Genomic DNA, 17536 nt, shown 5'->3' on the forward strand with positions numbered 1-17536 from the left:
CCAGAGAATACGCCTATAGTTAGTAAGCCTCCTGAAGTTCATAAAAATCAGGGGTAATATAATCCTTCCGCATTGGCCAACCCACCCAGTCTTCGGGCATGAGTAACCGCTTCAAGTGGGGGTGCCCCTCATAGACAATGCCATACATATCGTAGGATTCCCGCTCCTGCCAATCCGCCGTCTTCCAAATCCAATAGACCGAAGGAACACGGGCATCATCCCGGGGTAGAAAAACTTTGAGCCGGACTTCCGGCGGGCGATCGCCCTCATCCGTGAGCTTAATCAGATGATACATGCTCACCAAATCCTGACCTGCCCCCAAGTCGTAGGCACATTGGCACTGAAGATAGTTAAATCCATCTGCCACTAGGGCCTGACAAACCGAGAGTAAATCATCCCGATCTATCTTCACCATTTCAATGGCCGAGGCATCCACACCCAGGTACTCACAGGTGAGACCATTTTCCGCCAACTTGCGGGAAACCGGCCCAGCTTCAACAATGGGGGCATCACTTGCAGGGGTATCAGTCACCGGACATCTCCATAGATCGTGGGAACAATTAAGACCATTCTAAAGCCCCTTTTCGCCAGGCAAAGACAAGGGCAATGATCAAAATTGCAATGAAAATCAAGGCTTCAATAAAGGCCAACACCCCTAAGCGGTGAAAGGCAACGGCCCAGGGATAGAGAAAGACCGTTTCCACATCAAAGATGACGAAGACCAAGGCGAACATATAGTAGCGAATATTAAACTGAATCCAAGCCCCGCCAATGGGTTCCATCCCAGACTCGTAGGTGGTCAAACGGGTGAGAACCTCTCCCTTGGGTCGGACTATTTTGGATGCAACCAACGCTAAAACCGGCACTAAGCTGCAAATGAGCAGAAAGCCTAAGAAATATTCGTAGCCAGAGAGGACAAACACTATCACCTAGGGGATAATCGAACGCCCCCCATTATAGAGCCGGTCAGGGTTCAGGGCAAGGGATTAGACTAAGGTTAGATCAGTCCCAGCCCCATAGGATTCCCTTGAAAAAACGAGTCACCCTCACCTTTCCCCGGCGTGCAATCCAGATGCCCATTACCTATCGATTGGCGAAAGATTTTAATGTGGCAGCTAATATTATCCGCGCCCAAGTGGCCCCCAACCAAGTGGGAAAACTGGTCTTGGAACTGGCGGGAGATATTGATCAGCTAGAAGCGGCCATGGAGTGGATGCGAAGTCAAAGTATTGATGTATCCTTGGCTAGCCGTGAAATCATGGTGGATGAGCAGATCTGCGTCCATTGCGGCCTCTGTACAGGGGTTTGTCCAACCCAGGCCCTTTCCCTCCAAACCGAAACCTTTCAGCTTCAGTTTAGTCGCTCTCGCTGTATTGTTTGTGAACAATGTGTCTCTGCCTGCCCCGTAGAAGCCATTTCCACGAACTTCTAGGTATCCTCGGCAAAGATATAGTTCCGCAATTCACTGGGGTCTGGCTCAGGGCTGGCATCGGCAAATTCCACAGCCTCTTCAACGAGGGCCTCAATTTTTTTATCAATGGCCTTGAGTTCATCTGCCGTCGCAAGTTTTTGCTCAATCAAATAGGCCCCTAATTTCTTGATGGGATCCCGCGTCAACCAGAATTCTTTTTCTTGCTTGGAGCGCAACTCATCAGGATCCGCCAGAGAATGGCCGCGGAAGCGATAGGTCAAGGCCTCAATCAATGTGGGCCCCTCCCCTGCCCGGGCCCGGGCAACGGCCGCCTCCGCCACGGTGCGTACTGCTAACACATCCATGCCATCTACTTCTTCGCCAACCATGCCAAAGACTTTAGCTTTTTGGTAAATTTCCGTTTCCGAGCTAGCCCGCTCGTGGGCCATACCGATCGCCCACTTATTGTTTTCCACCACAAATAGAATGGGGAGCTTCCAGAGGGATGCCATATTCAAGCATTCAAAAAACTGTCCATTGTTACTGGCCCCATCCCCAAAAAAGCAGGCGGTCACTTGATCGGCGTTGCTGTCCCCCATCACCTGACGGCGATACATGGTTTGAAAAGCGGCCCCCGTTGCCACCGGAATTCCCTCAGCAACAAAGGCAAAGCCCCCCAATAAATTATGCTCGGCGGAAAAAAGATGCATCGATCCCCCCCGCCCCTTGCTGCATCCCGTTGCCTTGCCAAATAACTCCGCCATCACCTGTCGGGCCGGAACCCCTGCGCTCAGGGCATGGACGTGATCTCGATAGGTACTACAGACGTAATCATCGGGGCGCATGGCCTTAATTACGCCCGTGGAGACGGCTTCCTGGCCGTTATATAAATGGACAAAGCCAAACATCCGCCCCCGGTAATACATCTCGGCACATTTATCTTCAAAGGAACGGCCAAGAACCATATCCTCATAAAGGACAAGCCCTTGCTCCCGATTGATGTGGGTTTGGGGCAGCGATAAAGTTGGCAGGATACGCTCTTGAACCATAGGGCAAAACCGGAAGCTAGGATGGATCGATGGAAATAAACTCAGACCCTAGGGAAGGGCACAAACGTGAGGAAACGTTTTATGTTATGAGCATCACATATTCTACCCTAGAATCTCCGCCGCTTTTGTAGAGGGCCAATACCAAATTTTCGTATTTTGGGCAAAGATGCTTTAATCTTGATCTAAACATCAATATTTGCCACCTAGGGTTTTAGAAATCCGGGAACTTATAGCAGACAAATTGATTGAAGGTGTGATACCCTAAGTTCTTCAGGAATGAGTGCTGTAATGGAGTTTTACTCCTAAACTTGCCCAATGCTACATACACAGTTTCAGCATTTGCAGTTTATTATTTATTGAGGTTAGGGGTAAGGTTTGTGCGAGTGCCACTTGATTGTTATCGTATCTTAGGGGTTCCTATTCAGGCAACGCCGGAACAGATCGAAGCAGCCTACGGCGATCGCCTGCAACAGTCCCCCTCTCCCCAGCATTCCCCCACAACCTTAACCACGCGCCATGAACTGATTGATCAGGCCTATGCCATTCTCAGTGAGCCGGAACAACGGCAGGCCTACGATCGCACCTGTCAGGGGCAACGTCTCAACCCAATCAAGACCGGGAAGACAACCACAGCCGTTACCCAATCCCTTGGTTTAGAGATTCAGGATAAACAATTGCCCGGTGCCTTGCTCTTGCTCTACGAGTTAAGGGAGTTTGAACAGGTGGTGAATTTGGGGCAGGTCTATCTCCGCACTGATATTTCTGACTTGCGGCGGCCCTACACTGGCACTGCAATTTCTGAGGCAGATATTACCCTTACCGTGGCCTTAGCCTACTTAGAGATGGGGCGGGAGCAGTGGCAACAAAAACACTACGAACAGGCCGCCTATTCCCTGGAGTCCGGTCTAGGAGTTTTGCGACCCTCTAGTTTTTTTCCTGAGCTACAACAACAGTTCCAGAGCGAGTTGGATCGGCTTCGCCCCTATCGAATTCTAGAGTTACTGTCCTTGCCCTTAACGGAGGAGGATAGCCGAGAGCGGGGATTAATGCTCCTCAAGGATATGCTCGGCGATCGCGGTGGCATTGATGGTCGCCATGACGATCGCTCGGGACTAGAGGTGGAAGATTTCCTCAAGTTTATCCAGCAGTTACGGGCCTATTTGACCGCCGCAGAGCAACAGGAATTATTTGAACGGGAAAGCCGTCGCCCCTCTGCCGTTGCCAGCTATTTGGCGGTTTACGCTCTGATTGCCCGTGGATTTGCCGAATCTCAACCGGGATTCATTCGCCGAGCCAAGGGGTTGCTCCAGCGGTTGTTACCCCAACAGGATATTTACCTAGAACTGGCCAGTTGTACGCTTCTGCTGGGCCAGCCCCAGGAGGCCCTAGAGGTTCTAGATCAAAGTAAGGATCACCACGCTATTCAATTTATCTATAAATACTCTAGGGATGCCCCGGATGCCTTACCAGGGCTGTACCACTACACGGAACAGTGGCTCCAACAGGATGTCTATCCCTCCTTTCGGGATCTGGGGACAATGCCGGTGTCCTTGGATGCCTACTTTGCCGACCCGAAAATTCAAGCCTATCTGGAAGCCCTTGTGGCGGAAAGTGAGCAGCCCCTGACCTCTTCCCCTGCAGTTTCTACCCTGGCTGCCCCCAGTCACTACCCCCAATCCGTGGCATCCACTGAGGTGGCTGCCGCACCCCAACCCGTGGCGGATCCCTGGGAAAATCGTCCCTCCCCAGGGCAATCCTCCCGCCAATCCTTCGTGAGTCCACCGTTGACGGCCCCCACGACCTCAACAACCGTGAATCCCTGGGAATTTCCGAAGATAGCCCAGCCCTTAGAATCACCCCAGCCCAGTTACCATCAGGTTAATTCTGGGTCAACCCCTGCGCCCATTGAATCCCCAACGGGTTCTGAGTATCCTACATCTCATTCCATCTCTGCGGGCCCCACTGAAGCCCCACCGAGGCGATCGCCCCGGAAAGAATCTCCAGGAAAGTCTCCTCTCCCCAAACCTTCCAGTAGTTCCAACGCCCAAAGGTGGCCGTGGTTGGCTTTCGCCCTAGGTAGCGTCATCGTTGTTTTGGGTTTAGGGATGGGTGCCCATCACGTCATGACCCGTGAGCAACCCAGCGAAGTCCCTGAACCGATACCCCCGGAGACGGAGGTTGAATCCTTCCCCTTACCTGTGGCAACGACGATTCCGCCAGAAGTGTCTCCCTCCCCCACACCGGAGGCAACCCTAACGGAGGCCATTGCCCGCGATCGCCTACGAACCTGGCAAAAAATGAAGTCCCTTGCCCTGGGTTCGGAGTATCAAACCCAAGGATTAGAGAGCATTTTGGCGGAACCGACCCTGAGCCGTTGGCAGGATTCTTCGCGGCAGAATCAATCGGCCAAGACCCATTGGCAATATAAACGCCAGGATGTTGAAATTACGGAGGTGCGATCCCTGGCTCCCGATCGGGTAGAAGTCGTCGCCAAGGTTGAGGAGGAAGCTAACCTGTACCAGAATGGACAACCCCGGAATGACGGTTCCTATATTGATAGTTACCAAGTCCGATATATCTTTGTACGCCAGAATGATCAATGGTTAATTCAAGATATGCGGGTGATTAGCTAGGGGCTATCGCACCTGAAATCAACCCTTAATAAGCTTAAAATTCATCGTCAAGATTCATGATCACAGTGGCACCATCTCCCAGGGGCTTTGAGTCAGTGGTGGGACAGGATCAGGCCCTTACCCTGTTGCGCCAAGGTCTTCGCCGCGATCGCATTGCTCCCGCCTATTTGTTTACTGGCCCGGAGGGTGTGGGCCGATCCCTGACGGCACGATTATTTATTCAAGAAATTTTATGCTCCCATGCACCACAGCAGCAGCCGCACCTAGAAAATCACCCCGATGTGCTGTGGTTGGAGCCGACCTATTTACACCAGGGTAAACTCTATACCAAAACCCAACTCCTTGCCCAAGAACAAACTCTACCGAAAACTCGTCCCCAAATCCGCCTGGATCAAATTCGCCAACTCGGCCAACACCTAGGCCGCCCGCCCCTTTCTGCGCCGCGATCGCTGGTGGTCATTGATCAGGCGGAAACCATGGCGGAAGGAGCGGCTAATGGTCTACTAAAGACCCTGGAGGAGCCAGGGCGGGCCACAATCATTTTAATTGCCCCCAGTGACACCGCCCTCTTACCCACATTGGTGTCCCGATGTCAAAAAGTGCCCTTTTATCGGTTAAGTCACAGGGATTTAGAGCGTGTCCTCAGCCAAGTGGCCCCCCCGGAGTTTATTCAGGCGGATCATCCCTATCTCATGGATTTGGCGGCGGGTAGTCCTGGGGCGGCCCTTCACCACTGGCAGGTATGGCAAGCCATTCCAGGGGAAATTCTTGAGGCGGTCTTGGCCCTCGATCGCCCCCAACCCCTACGGGATCGCCTAGAACTGGCCAAAACCCTGGGTCAAACCCTGGAATTAGACCAGCAAATTTGGCTTCTGGGTTTAATGCAGCAGGTTCTCTGGCAACGGGCCCTGGATCACCACTGCCCCCACCAATGCCAACCCCTATTGACTCTCCTTGAGCAGGCCCGCCAGCATTTAATCCACTATGTGCAGCCGCGTTTGGTGTGGGAAGTCACCCTACTGGGGTTGAATCTGGAGCACCCGTTCTTGGGGGTCTAGGGGGGCGATCGCTTCCCCGGAGCCGTCTTTGTTTTGGATGACGATTTTACTGGGTTGGAGTCGGTAACTGCGCTCCTGATTCGTGACCAAGGTAAGGCTATCCAGGGGCGGGATAAGGGCCACCAGAGCATCTTTTTTGGTTCGTAGGGGCATGGCCATTAAGCCCACATGGCCTAAATCCATCAAAGGGACGAGGGGCAGGGGCAGATTTTTGCCATAGCCGAGGGCGGTGATCAACAGGAGATTATCCATGGACTCAAGGGCGATCGCCCCGACGATCGTCTCTGCCCGACCCAAGCGAAGGGCCACCTGGCCCTGATTGAGCCGACCAGTTTGGGGAATCTTTTCCGGTAAGAGGTGGAGGAGGCGACCACGGGATGTGGCAATGACAAGGTGCTGCTCCGGTAGCAGCGGAATTACCCAACCGAGGCGATCGCCCGGTTTCAGCTTGGTCAGTTGTAGGCCGCGCCCACTAATATCCTCCAGTTCAGCGGCAGGAATTCCTTTGATCCGGCCCTGGTGGGTCAGGAGTACCATTAACACCTCGTCCAGCGATTTCGGGGCAATCGATTCCGGTGGTGGTAAATAGTAATCAATCAATGGGTCTGCCTGGGCCGAATCCGACAGTAGGGTGGGCAGGGGTAAACCGCGATCGCGGCGAGAGCCATAGGGCAAACGATCCAAGGGGAGGGGATAGACCTTACCCCCATCACTAAAGACCCAGAGGCGATCGCTTTGGCTGGCCCCCTGCTGCCACACCACATACTCACTGGCCAAGGGTTGCCATTCCCCTAGGGGAGCCAAGGAGCGGGCGGTGGCGGGGCCCGATACACAACGACCATAGCCTTTGTTATTAATTTCTAGCCAAACAGAGCGGGCCTCCGGGGAACTCAGTTCAATGCCCAGATCTGCGTCCTCATTGTCCATGGGCATTTCTGCCTCGGTTTCTTCCCCGACCCCCAAAATACGAGTCCGGCGGGGATCCCCATGGCGACGCTTGAGTTCCCGCAGTTCTTTTTTCAGAGCCTTTAGACGTTCTTTGCGACTAGATAGCAGGGTTTCCAAGGCTTGAATCCGCTCCCTAAGTTCTTGGTATTCCTGATTGAGTCGCTCTTGCTCCAGGTGGGTCAATTGCCGCAGGGGTAGGGCCAACAGGGCCGCCCCTTGGCGATCGCTGAGATTAAATTCCTGGATCAGGGTATGCTTTGCCGTCGCACCATCGGCGGATTGACGCAAAATTTCAATCAGACGATCCACATTCCCTAGACCCTGAAGGAGTCCTTCCACTACATGGGCCCGCTCCTGGGCCTGGGTCAACTCATGGCGGTAACGGCGGCTGAGGGTCTCTTCCCGAAAGGTTAGAAATTCTTCCAAAACCTGCTTGATGGATAACTGCTGGGGTTGATTGTCCACCAGAGCCAAAACATTCACACCAAAATTCGTCTGTAGGGCCGTCAAGCGGTACAACTGCTCCAGCAAGGGTTGGGGTTGGGCATCCCGCTTTAGTTCAATCACCACCCGCATACCATCGCGATCGCTCTCATCCCGCAGATCCGCAACTCCGTCAATCCGTCCCTGGTTCACCAATGCGGCTATTTTTTCAATCCAGGCCGCCTTATTCACTTGGTAGGGCAGTTCGGTGACAATCAGGGCTTGCCGCCAATGGCGACCCCGGCCAGGTTGGATATCCTCAATGTGAACCACCCCCCGCAGGGTAATGCCACCCCGGCCCGTTGCATAGGCCTGGTGAATATCCTCGGCATTGGTGATGATGCCCCCCGTGGGAAAATCTGGCCCCGGTAAATGGAGTAACAATTCCCCTAGGGTTAAATCCGGGCGATCGATGAGGGCAATCAGTCCATCCACCACTTCCCCTAGATTGTGGGGGGGAATATTGGTGGCCATGCCCACGGCAATGCCGGAGGAGCCATTTAACAACAGGATCGGCAACTGGGCTGGCAACACCAGGGGTTCCTGTTGGGAATTATCAAAGTTGGGAACAAAATCAACGGTGGATTCCCCCACGTCCCCAAGGAGGGTTTGGTGGGCAATGGGGGCCAGGCGGGTTTCCGTATAGCGCATTGCCGCTGGGGGATCGTCATCCACGGAGCCGAAATTACCATGGCCCGCCAAGAGGGGATAGCGACTACTAAAGGTTTGAACGAGGCGGACGAGGGCATCGTAAACCGCTTGATCGCCGTGGGGATGGTATTTACCTAGGACATCCCCAACAACACGGGCACATTTCCGGTAGGGGCGATCGGGGGTTAATCCCAGTTCGTGCATGGCATAGAGAATGCGGCGATGCACAGGCTTGAGGCCATCTCGCACATCCGGTAGGGCCCGTCCCACAATGACGCTCATGGCGTATTCCAAGTAGGATTGCTGCATTTCAAGGTGCAAGGGAGTGGAAATGACCTGTCCTTGGGAGAGAAGATCTAACTGTTTTGCCATAGGGGTTTGACGGGGGCTGTGATCACTGTTCCCCAACATACAGCGATTTTTAGGGGAATGGCCCAGCAAGATTCCTTTTCCCCGGTCTAGTTAAAGGGAATGGTTTACCCTAGGGGTGGTATGAAATCTGTTAGGTTCTGGTTATTGTAGGCCGCTTCTTTTCCCTTGAACAGTCCAATTTTGCCGATCCAACTGCCCCCCATCGCGCCGGATGAGACCTTGGAGGAGGTGATTTGCCAAGCCTTTGTCCAACCGGTTTTGTATGCCCTTGGCTTTGGCGATCGCGACATCATTCGTTCCTTTGAAACGGGGGCAGGAACGGTGGATTTTGCGGCAGCCTATCCCTGTGCTGATGATCCTCCCTTTGGGGACACTCAGAAGCAGCCCTACCTGATTGTGGAAGTGAAGCCACCGGCCAAGCGATCTCGCAATACTCCCAGCCAAACTGTGCCATTAAGCCTAGAGGAAGGAACGGCCCACCAGATGCGGGCGATCGCCCAACTGAAGGAGTATCTTTTTGGCCCAAACTGTCAGTCAACCCAATGGGGTCTGATCACCAATGGTCGCCACCTGCAACTCTTTCGCCGCCATGGGATTGTCATTTATCCCGTTACCCCCAGCCTGGAAATTTTCCCCCAGGGGATGCCAGGGGTGATCAAACAATTGAAGCAATGGCTCCAGGAGCCGCCCCGTGCCCTAACGGTTTCCGTTTACAACAATAAAGGAGGCGTGGGTAAAACCACCACCACCATTAATCTAGGGGCCACCCTGGCGATCTCGAATCAAAAAGTGCTGTTAATTGATTTTGACTCCCAGGGGGATCTGAGCCGTTCCCTAGAATTAACCCCCACCGAAACCTGTTTATCCCAATGCTTAACGGAGGGCGATCGGGATATTTACCAAACCATTCGCCCCTTTAATCTACACATTAAGTCTGGCCAACGGGTCAAAACTGCCCATATCTTTGATGTCATTCCCGCCGATAGTCACTTAGATCACGTCATTCTGCAAACAGCGATCGCCCCTGACCAAGGCATGACCCAACTGCGGGAAAAGATTAAACCACTCCAAAATGATTATGACTATATCCTGATTGATTGCCCCACCCAATGGCTCTTTTTTAGTAAAAGCGGCCTCTATGCCAGTGATGTGGTTTTAATTCCCACCCGCCATACGGATCTGTCCTCCCTCAATAATGCGGCACGGGTCATTCGCCAATTTATTCATGGTGAAATGCGCCAATGTCGCCAGGATGGTGGCCCCCTCGCCCTACCCATTTTCTTTAATGGAGCCCCAAATACGGGCAAGGCCATCGAGGTGGCCCAAACGGAAATTCAGGAAATGATTGCCAAGTCCAGCGAACTTATCCCCTACTTTTGGCCCCAGAAGCGGATGGGTCAGGATAACCGCACGGTCTTTAATCTGCCGGAATACGCCATTATTGCCCGTGCCGCCTTTGCCCGCGTACCAGCGGTGTTCAAAGATAAGCGCGTGCTAGGATTTTATCAAAATTTAGTGACTGAGTATTTTCTGGACATTGCCGATAGCAATGGCGATCGCCCTTAGAAACTGAGTTCCCTAGATAGCCCGATGGAGGTACTGCACGCAGGTCAAATCCACATGGGTCGCTGCCCCCGCCTGGCCCTGTAAGACCTGAAATGGTGCATCTGGTTCCCCTAAACAATCCAGAACCAGCAGGGCCCCATCAAAATTATGGTGGCGGGTGTAGTCCGTAACGGTAACAATGGTCGCCAAACCACTGGCTTGGGCAGACACTAAACCATTGCGAGAATCCTCAAAGGCAAGGCAGGCCTGGGGGGGAAGGGCCATTTTTTCTAAGGTATAGCGATAAATATCTGGGGCCGGTTTTTTGGCAGGAACCATATCTCCGGCGGCGATCACTTCAAACCAGGAGAGACTATCGTCACCCAGGGTGTGCTCTAGGAGGGCGGTCACATTGGCCGGGGTGGTCGTAGTGGCGATCGCCAATCGCAATCCAGCTTGCCGTGCTTCCATTAGGAGTCGTTTCACCCCCGGACGCAGGGGAATAACTCCTTCGGATAATAGTCGAGTATAGTGGTGAGTCTTGGCTCGATGTAGCTCTGCAATCATCTCCTGAAGATGGTTGGGGCGGGGCCAGTCCGGGCGAAATTGATCTAGATAAAACTGCATCCGCTCCTTGCCCCCAGCCACCGCCAAGAGCTTGCCATAGAGATCAATATCCCAGTGCCAATCCAGTCCGGACTCTTCAAAGGCTTGGTTAAAGGCAAGGCGATGGCCATCTCGCTCCGTATCTGCCAGCGTGCCATCGACATCAAATATCAATGCTTCCAAAGTATTTAGTTTGTCAGTATCTAGCTTGTCTAAATCTTGCAAATTCGCCATGGCAGAACCTAAGGGTGACCATTGGGATTTTAATGGAGAGCTTGGATTTTCAGTAAGCGTACCCGACTGGCTAGGGGGTTGGAAATGGCTTCCCGAAACTGCCACGTCTCTTGGGGCTGCATTTGATAAACCTGAACAGCAATCTGGCCAATCCGCTGCCCTTCATCATCATAGAGTTCAAAATCAACCTGCACTAGTTTATAAAGGTTGGGACTGTGATTTTTGACCACACCAATCAGGTAGGGAACTCCAGATTCTAATTGCCATTGATAATCAATCAGGCTAATCGTATCCTGGGGTGGCATTTGCATGGCCCGTTCAACATTAGCCTGGCGATGACTCCATTGACCCATGTGGTAGCTGAACACGACTAAAAAGCTGCAAAGGGCGGCGGCGATCGCCCAGGGCCATCGAGGGGTAGGAGCGACTTCTGTAGGAACTGGCTCCCGACATAGATCAATCACTTCTTCCCAATCTGGCTTAGGACTCGATTGAATCCGGCCAATCACCTTAATGCGGGCAATCCCCTGAAGTTCTACTTGGGTCAGCCGCGATCTCATCACCTCTAGCAGGGCCGAATACTGGGCAACCGTTCCCGGTGGCTTATTGATAATGACATTAAGCTGATTGCGAAATTGATTCACCTGCACAACCACAGCATGATCGGCCAGGGCATCCTGGAGGGTTTGACGAATTTGTTCGACTTGCAGGATGCTCATCGTTGACCAGCCCAGAATTATATAGGACAGTTTATCGTATTTACCTAGTTTTCAGGCAGACTGAGACGAAAGTTGTAAAAGTTTCTTAACCATCTTGACCGGACAACCACAGAGAACAAAATCATACAGTAAAGTAATGAAGGCTTATTTTTGTATTTATTACTGATAAACATAAATGAAAACCGTTGCTCTAAGTCTAGGGTCGCTCCTAGGGGCATCTATTACCCTGGGCATGATTCTCCCAGGAACTAGCCAAGGCACCCCTTACCCGGCGATCGCCATTGAGAATTTTATAGGCATCTGCCTCACCAATGGGAAACGCTCTGCCCCCCTCGTCCCTGCGCCGATCATGACGAATATTTGTCGCTGCTCAATTAATTATATCCAAGAGCGTGTCAGCTTGAGTGACTTTCAGGAGATGGATCCCGCCGCAAATCGTCCCCTGACACCGCGCCAACAACAAACCCAAAAAATCATTGATGAAAGTGTTAATGTCTGTATTGTTCGCCAAATGGGAGGATAACAAGAAGCCTTCGCCGTGGCATAGTTTTTGGGGGATTATTGGAGACCATATGCTATGACTGAGCCAATGGAGCAAACCTTTCGGCAACTCCAAACCCGATTATATGAATGCTGGCAGGGAACGGAAACCTTTATCCCCGAATTGCCAACGGGGCCCGGTGGTCTGGAGCGAGACATTGTCGTCATTCCCTCCCTCAGCTTTGCCCAACCGGAACTGGCAAAAATTCCCGGCTATACCCACTACGAGGAACGGCAACTCTACACCCTGATTCAACTGCGTAATCCCCGTACCCGCATGGTCTATGTCACCTCCCAGCCATTACATCCGAGTATTGTGGACTATTACCTAGATCTGTTGCCAGGGGTTCCCACGTCCCATGCCCGCGATCGCCTGTTATTGTTAGCCACCTACGATCGCTCCGAAAAGCCGCTGACAGCGAAAATACTGGAACGGCCCCGCCTCATTGAACGGATTCGCCAATCCCTGCGACCAGGCAAAGCCTATATGGTTTGCTTTAATTCCACGCCCCTAGAGCGAGATCTGGCCATGGCGTTGGGCATTCCCCTCTATTCTACGGATCCCGATTTATTACACTGGGGAACCAAGGCCGGTAGTCGTGAACTCTTTGCCGCTGCCCATATTCCCCATCCCGATGGCAGTGGCTTGGTTTACACCGTCGAGAACCTAGTGACGGCGATCGCCCAGCTTTGGAGCCGCCATCCTCACCTAGAGCGTATGGTGGTCAAACTGAATGAAGCCTTTTCTGGGGAAGGGAATGCCCTCCTAGATTTGCGTCCCTTACGGGATTTTGCCCCTGGTACTCGGTCTCAGGCAGATCAAGCCCAGGCCATTACAACGGCCCTAGAGGCCTTAGATTTTCAAGCTCCCAACCAAACCTGGGACTCCTATCGTCAACGTTTAGAAGTGATTGGGGCCATCGTTGAGTCTTTTATTGAAGGCAAAGACAAGCGATCGCCCAGTGTGCAGGGCTGCATTACCCCCAATGGCGACGTAGATATTATTTCCACCCATGATCAGATATTGAACAGTCCAGAGGGGCAGATTTTTATTGGCTGTCGGTTTCCAGCGGAGGAAGGCTATCGACTGACCTTGCAGACCCTTGGGCGTAGGGTGGGCCAATACTTAGCCGAGCAAGGGGTCATTGGCTACTACGGTGTGGATTTTATTGCCCAGACTGATGCCGGATCCCCCTTTGGTTGGGATGTCCAGGCCATTGAAATTAATTTGCGCAAAGGTGGCACCACCCATCCTTTTATGACCCTAAAATTCCTGACGGATGGGGCCTATCAGCCGGATTCTGGCTTATTTTTAAGCAAACATGGGCGACCAAAATTTTATATTGCCTCGGATAACTTGTGTCAGGCCCATTACCGGGGCCTGCTGCCCAATGATCTTCTGGATATGATTGCCCGCTATCATTTACACTTTGACTCCAGCACCGAAACCGGCACCGTCTTCCACTTGATGGGGGCCCTTTCGGAATTTGGCAAACTGGGGTTAGTCAGTGTGGGGAACTCCCTTCCTGAGGCCGAACTGATTTATGAACAGGCGATCGCTGTTTTGGATGCGGCAGTCTATTGATATAATCCTGTTAACTCTTGAACTCCTATCAGGTTATTTCCCATGGCAACAAAATCCGCTAAACCCACGTACACATTCCGCACTTTCTGGGCCGTCCTACTCCTAGGTGTTAACTTTTTGGTAGCAGCCTACTACTTTGGTATCTTGAAATAATTTTCATCGATACTTTTTAATATTTCTGTGCCTTTGCAGGACTAACCCGGTACTCAATCCATTGGGTTGAGTGTTAGGAAAAATGAGCGTCAGTCGATGGGGAATTAACACTTATCGACTGACAATGGGCTAATTCTCGGCTTGGTTAGACCTTTGCTGATTTTGCATTTAGCCATCCCTGAAGTGATTTTTGACTTTCTCCGGATGGTTGCCCAATAATCAGATTCTTGATACTAATGTCCTCGTCAAGTCGATTCCAATGGATGCCCTCGCCCCTAGCGATGAAACGCCAATTGTTACGTTCTTCCACTGAAGCGCATTCATCAGGCGGGGACCAAGCCAACGGAACAGGTATAGTACGTCCATCGGGTAGATCAGCAGATAAAGTATCATCTGTGATGGTTATTCCTTACCATTCAACGAGCAATCATCAAGTCTGCATCGCCAATTATGGGTTCTACTATAGCCGAACCACTCTTTTCCATTGGGGCAGGGGCAGTAGAGTCCGCTGGCAAACATAATTGAGTGACGACTCCAAGTTTCCAGCCCCTGATGGAATAGTGCTTTTTTAAAATTGATGCGAGTACGCTCAAAATCCCCGATATAACAAAAGAGGGATAGGGTTCAGATTTTAGATATTAATTTCACTCAACTGACGGCTGATGTGATCAAAGGGCTGATCGATGACACTCGTGTCTTCCACTCCAGCATTTCCTAAACGTTCTTTGATCAGGTCTTTCATGATCTGAATACCCCGCACCGTTGGCCCAATGGGTACCCCTAAGGAATTATAGGTTTCCCGTAGCCCCTCTAGGACTCGCTCATTCAGCACATCTACATCACCCGCAACCAAGGCATAGGTGGCATAGCGCAGGTAGTAATCCATATCCCGTAGACAGGTGGCGTAGCGACGGGTGGTATAGGCATTACCGCCCGGTTGAATTAATTCCGGTTGCTCGGCAAAGAGGGCTGAACCGGCTTCTTTGACAATAGCCGCAGCATCAGCGTTAATTAGTGCCGCAGCTTTCACCCGAACCGTTCCAGTCGTAAAGTACGAGCGCAAGCTATCCACTGCATCCCGATCTAGATAGCGTCCCGTGGAATCGTAGTTTTTAATTAGAGTGGTGACGGCATCACGCATAGTCCCAATGACTCCTAAAAATCGTAATGAATAGCCAGCATTTGCCTCAACATTTGGGCAGGGGCCATGATGAAGAGAGCGAAACTGAATGCATCTAAAATCGTACCTAGCTTACCATGCTGCGATTGCTCAAAGGCGATTCAATTCCCTGGGAACTTGATCTCTGCTACAAAACTTAATATTTTTCTCAGAATGTTCTTCAATGGTCTTCTGGGTCAGCCCTTATAAAATCCTAAGAAAAGCTCAAGAACTGCTGGCATGGGGCGTTTGGTAGTCCATGATACAAAAAAATACCTGGGCAAATTCCTAACATAGATTCTCGCTGCGGTGCGCCGAAATATTCAAGGAGTAACCCTACATGGCAACGCCCCAAGAAATACTTAGTTTGATCAACGAAAAGTATGAATTAATCGACTTGAAGTTTATTGATATGCCGGGAACCTGGCAGCACCTAACGCTTCACAAAAGTCAGATTGACGAGAGTTCTTTCACCGAGGGGGTCGCATTTGATGGCTCCAGTATTCGCGGATGGAAGGCAATTAATGAATCTGACATGGCGATGATTCCGGATCCAAATACCGCTTGGCAGGATCCGTTCATGAAAGAGCCGACCCTGAGTATGATCTGCACGATTGTTGATCCCCGCACTGGGATACTCTACGATCGCTGTCCTCGGGCCATTGCTACCCGGGCGATCGAGTACCTCAAAACCAGCGGCATTGGTGACACGGCATTTTTTGGCCCAGAAGCGGAATTTTTCATCTTTGATGATGTGCGCTATGACCAAAACCAAAAATCTGGCTACTACTTTGTGGATAGTAGTGAAGGGGTTTGGAACACGGGACGGGAAGAAGCCGGTGGAAACCTAGGATATAAAATCCGTGGCAAGGAAGGTTACTTCCCCGTTGCCCCCACCGATACCCTCCAGGATATGCGGACAGAGATGCTGCTAACCATGGCCCAATGCGGTGTGGCAATTGAAAAGCATCACCATGAAGTGGCAACGGGTGGTCAATGTGAGTTAGGGATCAAGTTCAGTACCCTGATTGAAGCAGCGGACTGGTTGATGATCTACAAGTACGCGGTGAAAAATGTTGCCCGCAAGTACGGCAAAGTTGCCACCTTCATGCCCAAGCCAGTGTTTAACGACAATGGTTCGGGGATGCACACCCACCAATCCATTTGGAAGGATGGAAATCCGATGTTTTGGGGGGATGGCTATGCCAATTTGAGTCAGGAGGCTCTTTGGTACATTGGCGGGATTTTGAAGCATGCGCCGGCCCTACTGGCTTTCACTAACCCAACGACTAACTCCTACAAGCGACTGGTTCCTGGTTTTGAAGCTCCGGTGAACCTGGCCTATTCCCAAGGAAATCGCTCGGCTTCGGTGCGGATTCCCCTGACGGGTACCAATCCCAAGGCAAAGCGTTTGGAGTTCCGTTGTCCTGATGCCATGAGTAACCCCTATATGGCCTTTGCAGCTATGCTCTGTGCCGGGATTGATGGGATCAAAAATCAAATTGATCCCGGTAGCCCCTTGGATGTAGATATTTATGATCTCAGCCCTGATGAACTGGCTAAAATTCCATCCACACCGGGTTCCTTGATGGCAGCCCTACAAAACCTGCAAACCGATCATGACTTCCTAACCACTGGCGGTGTATTTAGTGAAGACTTTATCCTCAATTGGATTCAGTACAAGCTAGATACGGAGGTAATCCCCCTATCTCTGCGGCCCCATCCCTACGAGTTCTCTTTGTACTTTGATGCTTAGGGTAATGCTTGTTTCCTTTGATCCCCGGTTCTTGATAAGACTTGGGTGATGATTTGTTAGAAATGGTGTTCTAATGAGGGTGGCTATCTGGTTAGGTAGCTGCCTTTTTTATTTTTATCCTCCTTTTTGTTTTTATCCTAAGTTATTTGAGGCGGTCACGATTGGTTTGATGAAGCACTCTTGGGTTTTGAAGTTGGCGATCGCCAAGAAGATCCTTTTTGCCCTGGGGTTATTGGCCCTGTCTGGGGTATCGGCCTTTAGCTGGCGAAATTACGATACGGTAACGCTTTGGGCAAGCGAACATGTTTTAACTGCAGAATTCTCCCTTGTCCGCTGGGGATTAACCCTTATCGAGCAAGCGTCATTACCTGAATTAAAGCTTGTTGCCCGCGTTGCTGGCCTCTATGGTGCCTTGGTTTTAGTGGCTGCGGCGGGGGTCTGGTATGGTCGGCTTTGGGCGTACATCCTATTGACCCTTTTGGTGGCATCTTTGTTGCCCCTAGAATTCCGCGAGCTATGGCAGGACTTAACCTGGGAAACCAGTCTCCTTGTGATCATTAATCTGGCAATTTTTCTCTACTTTGGCTATGAAACCTGGGAAATCAGTCGCACGTCGAACCATATTTCACATTGA

General features: G+C 51.5%; 17 protein-coding genes. 9 read left to right on the top strand and 8 right to left on the bottom strand.

The window, feature by feature from the left end:
• Positions 1-19 precede the first annotated feature (19 nt).
• Positions 20-532 (bottom strand): NAD(P)H-quinone oxidoreductase subunit J, encoded by a 513-nt coding sequence (locus tag L3556_RS03560; protein ID WP_277865936.1) that lies wholly within the window; start codon positions 530-532, stop codon positions 20-22.
• Positions 533-560: 28 nt separating this feature from the next.
• Complete coding sequence (ndhC, locus tag L3556_RS03565; RefSeq protein ID WP_277865937.1) at positions 561-923, bottom strand: photosynthetic/respiratory NAD(P)H-quinone oxidoreductase subunit C; 363 nt, start codon at positions 921-923, stop codon at positions 561-563.
• Positions 924-1027: 104 nt separating this feature from the next.
• On the opposite strand from ndhC, the gene L3556_RS03570 reads away from it, so the two are divergent.
• The gene (locus tag L3556_RS03570; protein WP_277865938.1) at positions 1028-1432 is read left to right on the top strand and encodes an NIL domain-containing protein; all 405 of its coding nucleotides are present in this window, start codon (positions 1028-1030) and stop codon (positions 1430-1432) included.
• Here L3556_RS03570 and pdhA read toward each other — a convergent pair.
• Positions 1429-2460 (bottom strand): pyruvate dehydrogenase (acetyl-transferring) E1 component subunit alpha, encoded by a 1032-nt coding sequence (gene pdhA / locus L3556_RS03575; protein ID WP_277865939.1) that lies wholly within the window; start codon positions 2458-2460, stop codon positions 1429-1431. The two genes, L3556_RS03570 and pdhA, sit on opposite strands and share 4 nt — an antisense overlap.
• 377 nt (positions 2461-2837) lie before the next feature.
• Between pdhA and L3556_RS03580 the strand changes: the two genes are divergently transcribed.
• Both L3556_RS03580 and L3556_RS03585 read left to right on the top strand, forming a co-directional pair.
• Positions 2838-5093 carry an IMS domain-containing protein gene (locus L3556_RS03580; RefSeq protein ID WP_277865940.1) on the top strand — a complete coding sequence of 752 codons (2256 nt, stop codon included), beginning with the start codon at positions 2838-2840 and terminating at the stop codon, positions 5091-5093.
• A 65-nt stretch (positions 5094-5158) separates the two neighbouring features.
• Complete coding sequence (locus L3556_RS03585; RefSeq protein WP_277865941.1) at positions 5159-6151, top strand: DNA polymerase III subunit delta'; 993 nt, start codon at positions 5159-5161, stop codon at positions 6149-6151.
• Here L3556_RS03585 and L3556_RS03590 read toward each other — a convergent pair.
• Positions 6110-8605, bottom strand: a complete 2496-nt coding sequence (locus tag L3556_RS03590; RefSeq protein ID WP_277867591.1) for a DNA gyrase/topoisomerase IV subunit A — start codon at positions 8603-8605, stop codon at positions 6110-6112. The genes L3556_RS03585 and L3556_RS03590 overlap by 42 nt on opposite strands.
• A 180-nt stretch (positions 8606-8785) precedes the next feature.
• Between L3556_RS03590 and L3556_RS03595 the strand changes: the two genes are divergently transcribed.
• Positions 8786-10171, top strand: coding sequence for a ParA family protein (locus L3556_RS03595; protein ID WP_277865942.1), 1386 nt, complete (start codon positions 8786-8788; stop codon positions 10169-10171).
• A 12-nt stretch (positions 10172-10183) separates the two neighbouring features.
• Here the strand turns inward: L3556_RS03595 and L3556_RS03600 are convergent, their stop codons facing one another.
• Together L3556_RS03600 and L3556_RS03605 are read right to left on the bottom strand one after the other, a co-directional pair.
• Positions 10184-10990, bottom strand: coding sequence for an HAD family hydrolase (locus L3556_RS03600; RefSeq protein WP_277865943.1), 807 nt, complete (start codon positions 10988-10990; stop codon positions 10184-10186).
• A gap of 29 nt (positions 10991-11019) precedes the next feature.
• Positions 11020-11709 (bottom strand): FxLYD domain-containing protein, encoded by a 690-nt coding sequence (locus tag L3556_RS03605; protein ID WP_277865944.1) that lies wholly within the window; start codon positions 11707-11709, stop codon positions 11020-11022.
• A 175-nt stretch (positions 11710-11884) separates the two neighbouring features.
• Here L3556_RS03605 and L3556_RS03610 point away from each other — a divergent pair, with 175 nt between their 5' ends.
• From L3556_RS03610 to psaX, 3 genes are read left to right on the top strand one after another with little or no spacing between them, the layout of a single operon-like run.
• Positions 11885-12232, top strand: a complete 348-nt coding sequence (locus L3556_RS03610; protein WP_277865945.1) for a hypothetical protein — start codon at positions 11885-11887, stop codon at positions 12230-12232.
• Between the two features lie 54 nt (positions 12233-12286).
• On the top strand, positions 12287-13834 hold the full coding sequence (locus L3556_RS03615; RefSeq protein ID WP_277865946.1) for a peptide ligase PGM1-related protein: 1548 nt from the start codon (positions 12287-12289) through the stop codon (positions 13832-13834).
• A 42-nt stretch (positions 13835-13876) separates the two neighbouring features.
• On the top strand, positions 13877-13987 hold the full coding sequence (gene psaX, locus L3556_RS03620; RefSeq protein ID WP_277865947.1) for a photosystem I protein PsaX: 111 nt from the start codon (positions 13877-13879) through the stop codon (positions 13985-13987).
• Between the two features lie 145 nt (positions 13988-14132).
• Here psaX and L3556_RS03625 read toward each other — a convergent pair whose 3' ends face one another.
• Both L3556_RS03625 and apcB read right to left on the bottom strand, forming a co-directional pair.
• A complete protein-coding gene (locus L3556_RS03625) occupies positions 14133-14393 on the bottom strand; it encodes a DUF2442 domain-containing protein (RefSeq protein WP_338405726.1) in 261 nt (86 codons plus the stop codon).
• Between the two features lie 225 nt (positions 14394-14618).
• Positions 14619-15128, bottom strand: a complete 510-nt coding sequence (gene apcB / locus L3556_RS03630; RefSeq protein ID WP_277865948.1) for an allophycocyanin subunit beta — start codon at positions 15126-15128, stop codon at positions 14619-14621.
• Positions 15129-15486: 358 nt separating this feature from the next.
• Between apcB and glnA the strand changes: the two genes are divergently transcribed.
• Entirely contained in the window at positions 15487-16902 is a 1416-nt protein-coding gene (gene glnA / locus L3556_RS03635) for a type I glutamate--ammonia ligase (RefSeq protein WP_277865949.1), read from the top strand.
• A gap of 169 nt (positions 16903-17071) precedes the next feature.
• Positions 17072-17536, top strand: a complete 465-nt coding sequence (locus L3556_RS03640; RefSeq protein ID WP_277865950.1) for a DUF2127 domain-containing protein — start codon at positions 17072-17074, stop codon at positions 17534-17536.

The organism is Candidatus Synechococcus calcipolaris G9, assembly GCF_029582805.1.
GTDB lineage: Bacteria > Cyanobacteriota > Cyanobacteriia > Thermosynechococcales > Thermosynechococcaceae > Synechococcus_F > Synechococcus_F calcipolaris.

What these genes read in the sequence shown, in the direction of transcription:
- pdhA (WP_277865939.1), bottom strand. Translation starts at nt 2,460, where the DNA reads ATGGTTCAAGAGCGTATCCTGCCAACTTTATCGCTGCCCCAAACCCAC.
- L3556_RS03590 (WP_277867591.1), bottom strand. Translation starts at nt 8,605, where the DNA reads ATGGCAAAACAGTTAGATCTTCTCTCCCAAGGACAGGTCATTTCCACT.
- L3556_RS03600 (WP_277865943.1), bottom strand. Translation starts at nt 10,990, where the DNA reads ATGGCGAATTTGCAAGATTTAGACAAGCTAGATACTGACAAACTAAAT.
- L3556_RS03605 (WP_277865944.1), bottom strand. Translation starts at nt 11,709, where the DNA reads ATGAGCATCCTGCAAGTCGAACAAATTCGTCAAACCCTCCAGGATGCC.
- L3556_RS03610 (WP_277865945.1), top strand. Translation starts at nt 11,885, where the DNA reads ATGAAAACCGTTGCTCTAAGTCTAGGGTCGCTCCTAGGGGCATCTATT.
- L3556_RS03615 (WP_277865946.1), top strand. Translation starts at nt 12,287, where the DNA reads ATGACTGAGCCAATGGAGCAAACCTTTCGGCAACTCCAAACCCGATTA.
- psaX (WP_277865947.1), top strand. Translation starts at nt 13,877, where the DNA reads ATGGCAACAAAATCCGCTAAACCCACGTACACATTCCGCACTTTCTGG.
- apcB (WP_277865948.1), bottom strand. Translation starts at nt 15,128, where the DNA reads ATGCGTGATGCCGTCACCACTCTAATTAAAAACTACGATTCCACGGGA.
- glnA (WP_277865949.1), top strand. Translation starts at nt 15,487, where the DNA reads ATGGCAACGCCCCAAGAAATACTTAGTTTGATCAACGAAAAGTATGAA.
- L3556_RS03640 (WP_277865950.1), top strand. Translation starts at nt 17,072, where the DNA reads ATGAAGCACTCTTGGGTTTTGAAGTTGGCGATCGCCAAGAAGATCCTT.